The organism is Nostoc sp. ATCC 53789 (assembly GCF_009873495.1).
GTDB lineage: Bacteria > Cyanobacteriota > Cyanobacteriia > Cyanobacteriales > Nostocaceae > Nostoc > Nostoc muscorum_A.
Genome location: NZ_CP046703.1, coordinates 924,031 through 937,218, shown reverse-complemented (window position 1 = coordinate 937,218; position 13,188 = coordinate 924,031). Strand labels below are relative to the sequence as shown.

Annotated in this window: 14 protein-coding genes; 13 read left to right on the top strand and 1 reads right to left on the bottom strand. The window is 40.6% G+C overall.

What is annotated here, in order from left to right; translation table 11 throughout:
* Nucleotides 1-929: 929 nt before the first annotated feature.
* From fdxB to GJB62_RS03710, 7 genes are all read left to right on the top strand, one after another.
* Nucleotides 930-1,223: a ferredoxin III, nif-specific gene (fdxB, locus tag GJB62_RS03740; protein WP_012407144.1), complete on the top strand. Its 294-nt coding sequence runs from the start codon at nucleotides 930-932 to the stop codon at nucleotides 1,221-1,223.
* Nucleotides 1,224-1,746: 523 nt separating this feature from the next.
* Nucleotides 1,747-2,730, top strand: coding sequence for a cytochrome c oxidase subunit II (locus GJB62_RS03735; protein WP_114083611.1), 984 nt, complete (start codon nucleotides 1,747-1,749; stop codon nucleotides 2,728-2,730).
* Nucleotides 2,731-2,899: 169 nt separating this feature from the next.
* The gene (ctaD, locus tag GJB62_RS03730; RefSeq protein WP_114083612.1) at nucleotides 2,900-4,588 is read left to right on the top strand and encodes a cytochrome c oxidase subunit I; all 1,689 of its coding nucleotides are present in this window, start codon (nucleotides 2,900-2,902) and stop codon (nucleotides 4,586-4,588) included.
* A gap of 176 nt (nucleotides 4,589-4,764) precedes the next feature.
* On the top strand, nucleotides 4,765-5,361 hold the full coding sequence (locus GJB62_RS03725) for a heme-copper oxidase subunit III (RefSeq protein WP_114083613.1): 597 nt from the start codon (nucleotides 4,765-4,767) through the stop codon (nucleotides 5,359-5,361).
* Nucleotides 5,362-5,516: 155 nt separating this feature from the next.
* Nucleotides 5,517-6,002, top strand: a complete 486-nt coding sequence (locus GJB62_RS03720) for a hypothetical protein (RefSeq protein WP_114083614.1) — start codon at nucleotides 5,517-5,519, stop codon at nucleotides 6,000-6,002.
* Nucleotides 6,003-6,201: 199 nt separating this feature from the next.
* Nucleotides 6,202-6,813 (top strand): cupin, encoded by a 612-nt coding sequence (locus GJB62_RS03715; RefSeq protein ID WP_114083615.1) that lies wholly within the window; start codon nucleotides 6,202-6,204, stop codon nucleotides 6,811-6,813.
* A gap of 56 nt (nucleotides 6,814-6,869) precedes the next feature.
* A complete protein-coding gene (locus GJB62_RS03710) occupies nucleotides 6,870-7,340 on the top strand; it encodes an ArsC/Spx/MgsR family protein (RefSeq protein ID WP_114083616.1) in 471 nt (156 codons plus the stop codon).
* Nucleotides 7,341-7,553: 213 nt separating this feature from the next.
* On the opposite strand, the gene cysK is transcribed toward GJB62_RS03710, so the two are convergent.
* Nucleotides 7,554-8,513: a cysteine synthase A gene (gene cysK, locus GJB62_RS03705; RefSeq protein WP_114083617.1), complete on the bottom strand. Its 960-nt coding sequence runs from the start codon at nucleotides 8,511-8,513 to the stop codon at nucleotides 7,554-7,556.
* Between the two features lie 994 nt (nucleotides 8,514-9,507).
* Here cysK and GJB62_RS03700 point away from each other — a divergent pair.
* From GJB62_RS03700 to GJB62_RS03675, 6 genes are all read left to right on the top strand, one after another.
* Complete coding sequence (locus GJB62_RS03700; RefSeq protein WP_114083619.1) at nucleotides 9,508-9,930, top strand: hypothetical protein; 423 nt, start codon at nucleotides 9,508-9,510, stop codon at nucleotides 9,928-9,930.
* Between the two features lie 44 nt (nucleotides 9,931-9,974).
* The gene (locus GJB62_RS03695; protein WP_114083620.1) at nucleotides 9,975-10,256 is read left to right on the top strand and encodes a hypothetical protein; all 282 of its coding nucleotides are present in this window, start codon (nucleotides 9,975-9,977) and stop codon (nucleotides 10,254-10,256) included.
* A gap of 2 nt (nucleotides 10,257-10,258) precedes the next feature.
* On the top strand, nucleotides 10,259-10,570 hold the full coding sequence (locus GJB62_RS03690; RefSeq protein WP_012407155.1) for a hypothetical protein: 312 nt from the start codon (nucleotides 10,259-10,261) through the stop codon (nucleotides 10,568-10,570).
* Between the two features lie 538 nt (nucleotides 10,571-11,108).
* On the top strand, nucleotides 11,109-11,471 hold the full coding sequence (locus GJB62_RS03685) for a hypothetical protein (protein WP_167755972.1): 363 nt from the start codon (nucleotides 11,109-11,111) through the stop codon (nucleotides 11,469-11,471).
* 135 nt (nucleotides 11,472-11,606) lie between these two features.
* Nucleotides 11,607-12,614, top strand: coding sequence for an LLM class flavin-dependent oxidoreductase (locus GJB62_RS03680; protein ID WP_114083621.1), 1,008 nt, complete (start codon nucleotides 11,607-11,609; stop codon nucleotides 12,612-12,614).
* On the top strand, nucleotides 12,604-12,978 hold the full coding sequence (locus GJB62_RS03675) for a hypothetical protein (RefSeq protein WP_114083622.1): 375 nt from the start codon (nucleotides 12,604-12,606) through the stop codon (nucleotides 12,976-12,978). Before GJB62_RS03680 ends, GJB62_RS03675 begins: the two co-directional genes overlap by 11 nt.
* Nucleotides 12,979-13,188 lie beyond the last annotated feature (210 nt).

Here is a 13,188-nt window from a genome sequence, read left to right as displayed (position 1 = left end):
AAATTATTCTCACCATATTCACTCCCCACATCCATATTTTGACTTGGCATCCAATTGGAAGCTATTTAAGGCTTTTAAACCGAGCCTGACAAAACTTATTTATTAACTATACATTTCATGAAAAAAATGATTAATTTGTTCGTACCGAGCTTAGAAAGATATCTTAATCTTCATTTAATTACGTATTCAATGAACATTTTAACTTTAACCATAAAGTGTTTTGAGAACATATCTAAGCCTGATGTGATTGAACTTCATCTGATTTGTTAATAATTTTAATATTTAAGACATGATCGTATTCTGCCATAAAAATCACAGTTGCTTTATAAAATGATTATGTTTCCTTCATAAACTCATTATATTTATTTAAATCGAAAAGCAGTATTTATTTTGTCATCATTTATATAAATAGTTGAATCAAATTAAATTGCAAATTGTTGCTTCGTAAAATACATATTGCATATATCAAAATGTAATTAATGAACATTTGATTTTGTATATGTGTATACTGTTTATCTAGATTTATTTGTCTAAAGCTAAAAGTATTTGAAAAATAATATCATCACTTTTATCGATATACCTGCATTTACATAAGGCTTTGCCGACGAGGGTAGTTTTCAAAGCTGTAATTTATGCGTCTCTACTTTCTATGCTTTGCATGGGAGTGGCTGATTAGGGGCTACTGCTTCCAGTCAGAGACTCAATAAATACCGGATCGGAAGAACGAGATAATTTTAAGCATTGCCAATTATTATTGGCAATATTTTGCATCTATTTGTGGTTTGCAAAATGATTTTTAATTGTGTTCAAAATCATCGATTTTTTATGAAGCGAAAGTGAATTTTGAATACAAAAAAAAGAAAAGATTGGGATAATATGATGATTAATGCACAAACAGATTAATAGGCAAAAATGCCGAGGATTTATTTATGGCGCAACTAACAGGTTTGACATTTGGCGGAAAGGCTTGGACACCAAAATTTGCTCAGGAAATTGACAAAGATAAATGTATCGGCTGTGGCAGATGCGTTAAAGTGTGCGGATACAATGTGCTAGGTTTGAAGGCACTCAATGAAGAAGGTGAATTTGTAGAAGACGAAGATGATGAAGAAATTGAACGGAAAGTAATGGCAGTTACTTCTCCAGAAAACTGTATTGGTTGTGAAGCGTGTTCACGGATTTGTCCGAAGAATTGCTACACCCATGTTGCAGTAAATAATTAAGGTATTTGAAGTTAGTCAAGATTGTTGTTAATTCAAGGAGGCACTGTTTGTAAAAAGCGAAAATGCGCTAGGCAAGGTAACTTGAGGGGAATACTCAGTATTTACTGTCACTAATAAATAGTTCACAGTAAACAAATCCGTAAATCGTAAAATGTTAGCTATTAACAAAATTAAACTTGCTGCTAATATAGCCTAATCAATATTAGGTCAACAGTGCCCTCTTGGAACAACTAGCTTTTTTGAAAGCAGGGGGCTAACTTTTTCATAGGAGTTAAAATATAATTTGTAATTTTCTGGGGGAAGGATATGGAAAAAATCTGGAATTTTTCCCCTTTTTTTATGGCTGCACGTTAGAAAGTTAATAAGTGAAAAGGAAATGGGGAATGGGGAAAAAACAAGGGAATAGGGTGCAGGTTACAGGGAATAGATGAATTCCTATTACCTGTAACCTATAACCTTTCCCCTAAAACCTCAACTCAGAAAATCACACCTTTAAAGACTGTTTACAAAGCAGGTAGCATGTATGCAACAAGTTCCTGTTTCACTATGGACTCTGGTTGCTGGGATAGTAGTTACAGCAATTAGCATTTGGATCGGTCAAAACCACACTCTCATGCCGATGCAGGCATCGCTACAAGCGCCTTTGGTAGACGGTTTTTTCAACGTCATGTTTACCATTGCGATCGCACTCTTCTTAGTGGTAGAAGGAACTATTCTGATTTTTTTGGTGAAGTTTCGTCGCCGTCGCGGTGATGATACCGATGGTTTACCAATAGAAGGTAACGTTCCCTTAGAAATCTTTTGGACAGCAATTCCAACAGTGATTGTCCTATGTTTGGGCATCTACAGTGTAGATGTTTTTAACCAGATGGGCGGTTTTGAGCCTGCTGGTCATCCTCATTCAGCCGCTCATGTTGCTCATAAGTCGGGAACAGCTATTGCAGCTACATTAAGCGATACTTCCGAAGCAACAACTGCCCCAGCCCCAACAATTGGTATTGGCGCGTCTCCTCAAACTCTAGGGAAACCAGCCGATTTAGTTGTTGATGTCAAAGGCATACAGTATGCCTGGATATTTAATTACCCCGATAGTGGCATTACCTCTGGGGAATTGCACATACCCGTCGGTGCTGATGTTCAACTCAACCTTTCAGCACAAGATGTAATTCATTCATTCTGGGTTCCAAACTTCCGCTTGAAACAAGATGCACTTCCCGGTATCCCTACCGAACTACGATTTGTCGCCACCAAACCAGGTACATATCCCGTAGTTTGTGCTGAGTTATGCGGTGGTTATCACGGTTCAATGCGGACAGAGGTAATTGTCCACACACCAGAAGCTTATGAGAACTGGCGGACAGAAAACCAGATTGCCCAACAACAAAACCTCAATCAAGTCGTTGCAGTTAATCCAGCCGACTTATCAACATCAGAGTTTCTCGCACCTCACACCCATGAGATGGGAATCAGTGCAGCAACTCTAGAGTCATTGGTCATTGGTCATTAGTCATTGGTCATTGGTCATTGGTCATTAGTTATTAGTCATTAGTCATTGGTCATTAGTTATTCGTAACGGACAAATGACAACGGACAAATGACAACGGACAAATGACAACGGACAAATGACAACGGACAAAAAGACAAAGGACAAATGACAAACGACAAGGGACAAAAATATGACGCAGGTAGAATTTCCACGGAATACTCCACCAGAAGGAAATAAACCGGAATTGGTGGCTGGCCACACCTCTCATCCGAAGGCGTGGAAATGGCAAGATTATTTTACATTTAATGTTGACCACAAGGTTATTGGTATTCAATACCTGGTGACGGCGTTTGTCTTCTATCTCATTGGCGGACTGATGGCGATCGCTCTGCGTGTGGAATTAGCAACACCAGAATCAGACGTACTCGACCCCAATCTGTATAACGCTTTCATGACCAATCACGGGACGATTATGATCTTCCTGTGGATTGTCCCTAGCGCCATTGGGGGATTTGGTAACTATTTAGTGCCGTTGATGGTTGGTGCTAGGGATATGGCTTTCCCGAAGCTAAACGCGATCGCCTTTTGGTTAAACCCACCAGCCGGATTACTCATATTAGGTAGTTTCATTTTTGGCGGTTCGCAATCTGGTTGGACAGCTTATCCACCTTTGAGTTTGGTGACAGCGCCAATTGCTCAAACTATGTGGATACTTGCGATCGTTTTGGTGGGAACTTCTTCAATTTTGGGTTCGCTGAACTTCGTAATCACCATTTTGATGATGAAGGTTCCTAGCATGAAATGGGATCAAGTACCCCTTTTCTGCTGGGCAATCTTGGCAACCTCCATTCTAGCGTTGCTTTCCACACCTGTATTAGCAGCCGGTTTAGTTCTGCTGTTGTTTGACCTCAACTTTGGCACATCCTTCTTTAAACCAGATGCAGGCGGTAACGTTGTAATTTATCAACACTTATTCTGGTTTTATTCTCACCCGGCAGTATATTTAATGATTCTGCCCATCTTCGGCATCATGTCGGAGGTAATTCCAGTTCACTCCCGCAAGCCTATTTTTGGTTATAAAGCGATCGCTTATTCTAGTGTAGCCATTTGCGTTGTGGGTTTGTTCGTTTGGGTACACCACATGTTCACCAGTGGTACACCCGGTTGGATGCGGATGTTCTTTACCATCTCCACTCTTATAGTTGCAGTTCCCACTGGCGTGAAGATTTTTGCCTGGGTTGCTACCCTTTGGGGTGGTAAAATCCGCTTCACCGGTGCAATGCTTTTCGCCATTGGCTTGTTGTCTATGTTTGTCATGGGCGGCTTGAGTGGTGTGACGATGGGAACAGCGCCTTTTGATGTTCACGTCCACGATACATATTATGTTGTCGGACATTTCCATTACGTTCTGTTTGGCGGTTCCGTGTTTGGTATTTACGCAGGTATTTATCACTGGTTCCCCAAAATGACCGGACGAATGTTGAATGAAAGCTTGGGACGGATTCATTTCGCCCTCACCTTCATCGGCACAAATCTCACCTTTTTACCCATGCACGAGTTGGGTTTAAAAGGAATGCCTAGACGGGTGGCAATGTATGACCCCCAATTTATCGACCTCAATCAACTTTGTACCTTTGGTTCAATTGTTTTGGGGATATCGGTAATTCCTTTTGCTATCAACATGATCTACAGTTGGTTGAAAGGGCCTTTGGCTGGTGATAATCCTTGGCAAGCTTTGACTTTAGAATGGACGACTAGCTCACCACCTGCAATTGAAAACTGGGAAGTATTGCCGGTTGTGACTCATGGGCCTTATGACTACGGTCATGGTCATAGTACTGAAGTACAGCCATCTGCAACGCCGGAAGCTAGTGCTTAGTTAGTAGAGTAGCCTTTTCAAGGTGACTAGTAAAATCTCTTTTTTCTCTCAGCGCTCTCTGCGCCTCTGCGGTTAAATAAATTACTTTTAAACCACAGAGGCACAGAGAACACAGAGTAAAGAGATTAAAGATCGCTTCTACAACAGACGCAGCGCATAATATCGTCAAAAAATCTATGACTATAGCTACGACAAGCGAAGATCACAGTGCAGGACACGAAGAACATCCAGATTTAAGAGTTTGGGGGCTGTTGACGTTCCTCGCTTCTGAATCCCTGATGTTTGGGGGATTTTTTGCCACTTTCTTGTTTTTTAGAGGTATTACACCAGTTTGGCCTCCAGAAGGGAGTGAAGTAGAACTACTCGTACCGACGATTAACACCATTATTCTGGTGTCTAGTAGTTTTGTGATTCACTTTGGTGATACGGCGATTAAAAAGAATAACGTCAAGGGAATGCAACTATGGTACGCAATTACTGCAATCATGGGTGCAATTTTCTTGGCTGGTCAGGTTTATGAGTACTCAACATTGGGATACGGACTGACCACCAACGTCTTCGCCAACTGCTTTTATATCATGACAGGGTTCCACGGTTTGCACGTTTTTGTAGGACTGTTATTGATATTACGTGCATTGTGGCGATCGCGTCTCCCTGGTGAATATTCTGCAACCAATCATACTTTCATCGAAATGACAGAAATTTACTGGCACTTCGTAGACATTATTTGGATTGTATTATTTACCTTGGTGTACGTTCTCACTTTGTTTTAACTTGGGCATGGAGCATTGGGAAGAGGACAAGGGGACAAGGAGAATTGGGGACAAGGGGAAAGACTTGTTTCAAGTTCTCACTTCTTGTCTCCCTGTCCCCTTGTCCCCTTGTCCCCCTGTCCCCTTGTCCCCTTGTCCCCATTCCCCAATACAATATGCAAGCTAATACCAACAAATTCTCATGGTTCCAGGTTCCAGAAGACATCAAAAACCTATTAATTTTAGCTGCACAAAACTGGGAAAATACATCTGAATCCGAAAAATATATTCAACAAGCTTTAGCACAGACTGGTGAAAATACAGATGTCTTAGTAGCAGCATATAGATTTTTCTATTATAAAAATAATTATTCTCTTGCATTACAAACAACAGTCAAATTATTAGATAAAATTAAAGAACTAGAGAAATTTCCTGATGACTGGGAGCAACTTCAGCCTATATTAGTCAATCGCAAAGAAGATCCACAAATTCGATTGTACTTAAATGCTTATGCTGCTTCTGGATTAGTGCTAGCAAAGTTAGGAGAAATTGAGCAAGCAAAAGAGATCAGCACCAGAGTCAAACAGATAGACGAAAAGAATGATTTTGGTTCTGGAATTCTGCTGGATATTTTGACACGTCCACCAGAAGAAGACGATTAATTAGTCAGCAATGAAAAGTCAAGGTGAAAATCATGAACAATTGGTTATCTACTAGATCCTATTCTCTATTAGGAGCAAGTACTGATAGTAACTCTATCATCCCTCCTATTAACATACCTACTAAGCTTCCTGTAGGTAACATTCCTAATGTCTCACCGATCATTGTGATCCAATCTTCTCAGCTATCAATTTAAAAGTTATGAAAGGTAGGGATTGGCTGCTAACAGGGGACGGTCAGCATCAAGCCTGTAAATCTGTAAGATCCTGGGATTTATTGAGAGAAAATTACCGCCTTTATCGGTTTTTAACTGAGGTGGAAGATGTTCTCAATGGCAGTGACAATGAAACCAATTGTCTGCCAGAAATTCGGATGCTTGTAAGGCGCTTGATTGTAAATTCCTACTGGGTACAAAGTCAACATTTAGAGCCTTCACAAAAAACGGGAAACTCTGTTTTACTCCTATATGATGAATTGGGTTTTCCGTTGACTGTGCAAACAGTAACATTTGCACCGGGAACCCGTTCAAACATTCATAATCATGGAACGTGGGGAATCGTAGCGGTGCTAAAAGGCCAGGAGAAAAATACTTTTTGGCGACGCACCAATAGCCCAGAATTTCAGGACAAGATTGAAGCAACTGGAGAGGTAACTCTTTTCCCAGGAGACATTATTAGCTTTACTCCCGATGCAATTCACAGTGTAGAAGCAGTGGGTGATGAACCAACTGTGACTTTTAATATTTATGGCGAAACTGATCCGAATGAGAGGTTTGAGTTTGACTTAGTTAGCCATAAAGCTAGGAATTTTTAATTTCATCGATTCGTAGTTGGCGCTTTAGCGCTAAAGAGTAATTAGGAGATAGTTGAATGGCAAAGGTAATTTTCTATAGCAAACCAGGCTGTAAAGGTGGTGTTAAGCAAAAAGTTTTGCTAACAGCTGCTGGTCATGAGGTGATACCACAAAACCTGCTAAAAGAACCTTGGACAGCTGAACGGTTGCGTTCATTTTTTGGCGATCGCCCCGTAGTCGAATGGTTTAATCTTTCCGCTCCCAAGGTAAAATCTGGTGAGGTGGTTCCTGAAAAAGTGGATGAACAAACCGCGTTGGCGTTGATGCTGAAAGAACCACTGCTAATTCGCCGTCCTTTGTTAGAAGTAGGCGATCGCCGCGAAGTAGGATTTGATGTCCAAAAGATTGATACTTGGATTGGGTTACAAGCTGTGGATGAATCCTTGCAAGAAATCAGCGACAAGCTTTTGAAGCAAGATTTGCAAAACTGTTCCCACGGTAAAGATCATAGCCATCAACACCAAAAGCAAGGCAACTGTAAACATTAGACATAAGAGTAGAGACGTAGCAATGCTACGTCTCTACAAGGGTTATACCCGAATGGCACGCTTGAAAAGCTGAAACCTCCTTGCTGGCAGGGTGTGGGAGGTGTGGGAGGTGTGGGAGGATGGGGAGGCAATGCAGCATTTGTTGATATGCAGTTATTCAATTTCTCCCCACACTTCCCCCACTTCCCCCACTCCCCACACTCCCCACTCTCTTTAACGCACGCCAGCAGTTTCTAATGACAAGTCTTGAAACATGGGGGTGCTGAGATAACGTTCGCCGAAGGAAGGCTGAATCATCACAATTAAACGTCCGGCATTTTCTGGACGTTTACCTACTTGAATAGCAGCACACAAAGCTGCACCAGAGGATATCCCAGATAATAAGCCTTCTTCTTTTGCCAAACGTCGCCCGTAAGCGATCGCTTGTTCATCGCTGACTCTAATTACTTCATCAACCAATTCTAGGCGGAGAACATCGGGGATAAATCCAGCCCCAATACCTTGAATTCTGTGTGGCCCGGCTTCACCACCGGAGAGGACGGGGCTGTTGCTAGGTTCAACTGCGATCGCCTTAAAAGTCTTCTTACGACTTTTAATTACCTCTGCAATCCCGGTAATCGTCCCACCAGTACCTACCCCAGCAATGACAATATCTACTTCTCCGTCTGTATCTGTCCAAATTTCTTCGGCGGTAGTTTCCTGGTGAATTTTAGGATTGGCAGGGTTGCGGAACTGTTGCAGCATAAAAGCATCAGGAGTATTAGCCACAATCTCTTCGGCTTTGCGAATAGCTCCCCGCATTCCTTCCGCGCCTGGTGTCAACTCTAAAGACGCGCCATAAGCTCTCAACATAGCGCGCCGTTCTTGGCTCATCGTCTCTGGCATTGTCAAAATTAAACGGTAGCCACGTGCTGCTGCTACCATTGCTAGAGCAATTCCTGTATTACCTGAAGTAGGCTCAACTAAAATAGTCTTTCCAGGCTGAATTGAGCCAGCCGCTTCTGCTGAAAGTACCATACTTAACCCAATGCGGTCTTTCACCGAGGCTGCTGGGTTCATGCCTTCTAATTTGACAACTATCCTTGCTACTACTCCCTCAGCTTGAGGAATCTTGTTCAGTTGAACTAAAGGAGTTCGTCCAATCAGTTCTGTTATATCTTGAGCAATTCGCATTATTTAACTCCTAAAATTCTAAATCTTAGTACAGAGTATTTACTTATAACAATAAGCCTTTGTGTATTTAATTTGCAGTTTAGTGCCAATGAGTGCATATACTATCTATTCTAACTAAACCACAAAATCTGAAAGCTTAGGCAGAACTTTTATCAGATGCTCTCATTGATTCTCACTTCAGCAGATGTCTAGCTTGCCATTCTTTTATTTTACCATTTAGAATTGCTGACTATTGTCTCTTGGGCTAAGATAAATTTTTATATTTCTGTATATATGAATAATTTTTATCATCATTCTTTATTTGTTAGGGAAATATAACTGAATTTCAAAACATTTAATGGATTTTCTGAATTTATTAGTTTATCTTTATCAAAAGACATCGATATTTACTTTTGAGTACAGATTTTGTCTACTAAAACTTGCATTAAAAACAGTTCTAAAGCTTTGCCTACATTGCTTTTAGATTGAGTACAAAAACACCAGAACCCCACTTCAAAAACACTAGCACCCCATCTCAAAAACACTAGCACCCATACCCCAATATTTTTTTATAATACTTACCTGATGAGGATTACAGCCTTTGAGTACTATTCTAATGAATTTAATAATCTTAACAGGGCTGGGGTAAACTGTTTTGTGGAGAGCGACTGATATAAATCGTATAGGATTTACGCAGAGATTCCCCTCTACCCCCCAACATTCCTGAGCGAAAGCTGAGTGAACTAGGGGGGACTTCTTAATCTCCCTTTTGAGAGCAAGATGAAACCACATTCAAGAATCTAAGCGTGTTCTTTCTGATTGAATAATCCTACGTTTTGCAAAAATGTTAGTAGCTTTTCAGTGGTTAGTAGTCAGTAATAATTAGAAAAAGAACTGACAGCTAACAATTGTGAAAATTACCGTTTACACATATTTTAATATCAAAACTGTTTCAGATAAACAGCAAATGATATTTTCTTACTGGGTGCATACTACCTAGCAAGGGAGAGCCAAGATGAAAGCCAAACTTTTAAATGTTCTTACAGTTTGCGTAGTTATTTTAGCAGTGCTTTCTCCAGAACTAGTAGTATTTGGCATTGTTTGGGAGCGACATCTGGATTTAGTAAAAGCCCAGAATTTAGCCTACGAAGTTAACAAGACTACTAAAAATGCTCCCGACTTGGCTCCCCAGACAGAGGTTACACATTCCCCTCAGACTAGCATTCAATCCTCTGACCGTAATGTGATTAATCAAATGCTGACTGTTGCTGAACAATATAAATTTGCCGCTATCTTGCAATGGTTCTTCTTGTTAACCCCTATTTGCGTTGGGTTAGGAATTCTCTTTTATGACAGATATCTTGTACATCGTGCGGCTGTTTTAAAAGAACAAGTTGAAATGTTGGAAAGACTGTGGCAACAAAGTATCGAACAGTGACCAATTCCCAATTAACTCACTAAAATCAACCAAAACAAAACACCATGTCAGAACAACGCCAGCAACTATATTTTAATCTGATTGATGAATTGCTCAAATGCCCTAATGGTCAAGAACCAGAAATTTTAGAATCTAAACCAGAATTAATTGACTCTGGTTTCGTAGAAACAATGTTACAAGTAGCAACGATGTTTGCCCATGAAGGTAATCAAGATGGTGCCAAGTTTTTATTTTTTGTGGCGCGTGAGCTAGCTAAAGAATTGGGTTTATACCCAGAAGTTCCCAATACCGAAGTTGAAAGTACTGAAGTCGCCAATAAGGAGTAAGAATGCTGTTGACTTCAACAGATGCAGGACAAATTGCTTTAGAACTGCTCATGGCAGATTGGAACATTTCAGAAGAGAATCGGGAGTGGTTCACAATCTTTAACTCTCGTCTGATTGGCGAGAGTTGGTACACTGTGGAATTAGGTGTAGAAGGATTTCCTGATAGATGGTTTATTCAAGTATATGACACTGGAGCTTGCGATCCAAACTATACATTTATATCACCAATCCGTGGTTCTGAAGGATTCACCGATTTTGTAAATGTGCCAGATATCATAGCCGAGGTCTTAGTTTGTGAACGCAATGCTCGATAATAATTAAAAATTCAACATTTAGAATTCAATATTGAAATGTGCTAATTAAATACATTTTATTTGAATTCATGATTTTTGATATCAGAGTATTTGGGAGCATCTATCATTGGCAAATATACCTGTCGTTGACATACTCCCCGGCGTGTTCGCACGGTGATTCTGGAGTAATGAGTAATAAGTAACAAGTAATGAGTAATGAGTAAATACCCATTTTTCATCCACTCATTACTCATTACTTTAAAGCATTGCGTGAAGCACGGGGTTTCAGACTCATATTTTTGATGAGAAATCGCGGTTAATCTTGCACGCTGACTAAAAAACTAATCCACAGAGGTGGGTTTTGTATTGATAACCGCGATCTAGGTATTCAAATCAATACTTTGATATTTCATTCAATATAAAGATGCTTTACGCAAATCGGAGGTGATACCAAATAAGGTACACCTCTTTTTTTATGTAATATTTAATATTTTATTTAAGCCTAATAATGTATTTTGTCATATTTAATTGATAAAATTATGTTATATTAAATAGCGTGATGGACGCTACAGAAATATCAGTTCCAATGATTGCTGAAGATATCTTAGCCAAAGAATTCACAAGAGTCCTCAACCACTACTACCCAAAAGTTGGGGAATTACTAGATGGGTGTTATGTGAAAGTCATCACCTGTTTTTGGGGACGACCTGCTCGACGGTTGCAATATATAGGAATTTATTGCTCTGACGAAATGATTTCCTGTGTGCAAGCCCACAAAGAAATTCTTAGAGAAGTTGCAGACAATATGGGTCTAGTCCAAGTAGTCTGCATGAATGCCAAACGATTATTGCGCGATCCGATGTCGAAGGTCAAACATAACAACCCACGGCTATGGTTGGAGTTGCAGTGGGTTGCAAATTAGTCTTTGATCGCATTAATGGAGAGGAGTAAAGGTGTTTGCAGTGAAAACTTTAGTCCTCAAATATTGAAGCACTAAAGTGCTTACTACGAACATATTGACCACTAGAATAGCCAGCACAAAGTATCAAAGCAAGTAATGAAAACTGGAATTTTCTGCAATTACGATAATCATCACCAAGATGCTCGTCGTGCCATTTCTGAGCAAGTCGCGCTGATAAAACAGGCAGAAAGTTTAGGTTTTGAGTCAGCCTGGGTGAGTGAGCATCATTTTAGTGAATCCAATCTCAGCCCGTCTATGTTGCTGTTAATGGCACACTTGGCGGGATTGACTTCAACTATCCAATTGGGCACTGCGGCGGTGTTACTGCCATTCCATAACCCAATTCGGGTAGCGGAGGATATCGCCACTCTGGATAACCTGTGCAATGGACGATTATTATTTGGAGTTGCTAAAGGTGGCCCCTTTCCCCAACAAAATAAACATTTTGCGACACTCCCAAGTGAAGCCCGTCCCAAGATGCTAGAAGCGATCGCACTGATTCACAAGTTGTTATATGAAACTGATGTATCATTTAATGGCAAGTATTATCAGTGCGATCGCTTAACAATTTACCCAAAACCATTGCAGAGTCAAGTACCAGTGTATGTTGCCACTGGCGGCGATGATGGTATCGAGTTTGCTGCTAAACATTCCTTCAGCTTGATGGGTGGGCCGCCATTCTCCCTACACAGATTGAAGGATACTGTTGCTAAATATCGAGCCTTAAATTCTAGTGGTGCAGAAAACTTCGTGCTGGCACGCTTTTTTTATGTTGCCAAAACATTTGATGAAGCAGTGAGTGAGGCATTGCCTTTCATCCGCCAATTTAGCCAGAAAATGAAAGCTAATACGGCTCAAGTATTGCAGAATGGTGCAAACCCCAACCAAAAACCATTTGATCGGACAAACATTTGTTTCGACGAAGATTATTTGATTGAGAACTCAATTATCGGTGATGTGGAGACTTGTCGAGACAAAATCAAGAAATTTCAAGACGAATTAAATTTAGCTACCCTAGCCCTCAAACCCTCGTCTACGGATTTGCAAAAAAACCTGGAGAGTTTGACGCGCTACAACCAAGAGGTGCGAAATTATGTCTTCTAAACTATACTTGCTTCCTCCCGATGATTTACCTCCATCTGAGGTAACAAAAGAGGATGGAATGCTGCAAATGGAGCTAGAACAGTCTACTGGTAGATGCTTTTATCTAGCTTGCGATCGCATTACGCGAGTCCTGTTATCTAATTGTCAGTGGTATATCACAACAAATGCTAGCATCCTCACATTAATTGTTGACTGCCCTGATTTAGTATCTTACTGGCATATTGTTAGCAATATTGCCCAGTTGGGTAATAGGTTAGAGCGGTTTGCTAGCAATGGCAAAATCCGCGTTTATCCACCATTTGGAAAAGGGATGCCATTTGAAATCAGCGTAAATGAAATATCAGCTTATCGAGATTGGCTTTGAGCCTGGATTTCTCACTTGTGAGAAATCAAGGAGTGTGGGAGGTGTGGGAGGATGGGGAAGAAATCTGACCCCGCACACTCCCCACACTCCCCACACTCCTCTGCCTACAGTATCGTGAGAAATCCGGGTGAGGTAAATAGAAACTGGGAATCACACAAAATATAGCTGTCTTCCACCCTGTACTCCTAAAGTGCAGGGTGTTGCAATTTT

Coding starts and splice junctions, on each gene's coding strand:
- fdxB (WP_012407144.1), top strand. CDS start 930: ATGGCGCAACTAACAGGTTTGACATTTGGCGGAAAGGCTTGGACACCA.
- GJB62_RS03735 (WP_114083611.1), top strand. CDS start 1,747: ATGCAACAAGTTCCTGTTTCACTATGGACTCTGGTTGCTGGGATAGTA.
- ctaD (WP_114083612.1), top strand. CDS start 2,900: ATGACGCAGGTAGAATTTCCACGGAATACTCCACCAGAAGGAAATAAA.
- GJB62_RS03725 (WP_114083613.1), top strand. CDS start 4,765: ATGACTATAGCTACGACAAGCGAAGATCACAGTGCAGGACACGAAGAA.
- GJB62_RS03720 (WP_114083614.1), top strand. CDS start 5,517: ATGCAAGCTAATACCAACAAATTCTCATGGTTCCAGGTTCCAGAAGAC.
- GJB62_RS03715 (WP_114083615.1), top strand. CDS start 6,202: ATGAAAGGTAGGGATTGGCTGCTAACAGGGGACGGTCAGCATCAAGCC.
- GJB62_RS03710 (WP_114083616.1), top strand. CDS start 6,870: ATGGCAAAGGTAATTTTCTATAGCAAACCAGGCTGTAAAGGTGGTGTT.
- cysK (WP_114083617.1), bottom strand. CDS start 8,513: ATGCGAATTGCTCAAGATATAACAGAACTGATTGGACGAACTCCTTTA.
- GJB62_RS03700 (WP_114083619.1), top strand. CDS start 9,508: ATGAAAGCCAAACTTTTAAATGTTCTTACAGTTTGCGTAGTTATTTTA.
- GJB62_RS03695 (WP_114083620.1), top strand. CDS start 9,975: ATGTCAGAACAACGCCAGCAACTATATTTTAATCTGATTGATGAATTG.
- GJB62_RS03690 (WP_012407155.1), top strand. CDS start 10,259: ATGCTGTTGACTTCAACAGATGCAGGACAAATTGCTTTAGAACTGCTC.
- GJB62_RS03685 (WP_167755972.1), top strand. CDS start 11,109: ATGGACGCTACAGAAATATCAGTTCCAATGATTGCTGAAGATATCTTA.
- GJB62_RS03680 (WP_114083621.1), top strand. CDS start 11,607: ATGAAAACTGGAATTTTCTGCAATTACGATAATCATCACCAAGATGCT.
- GJB62_RS03675 (WP_114083622.1), top strand. CDS start 12,604: ATGTCTTCTAAACTATACTTGCTTCCTCCCGATGATTTACCTCCATCT.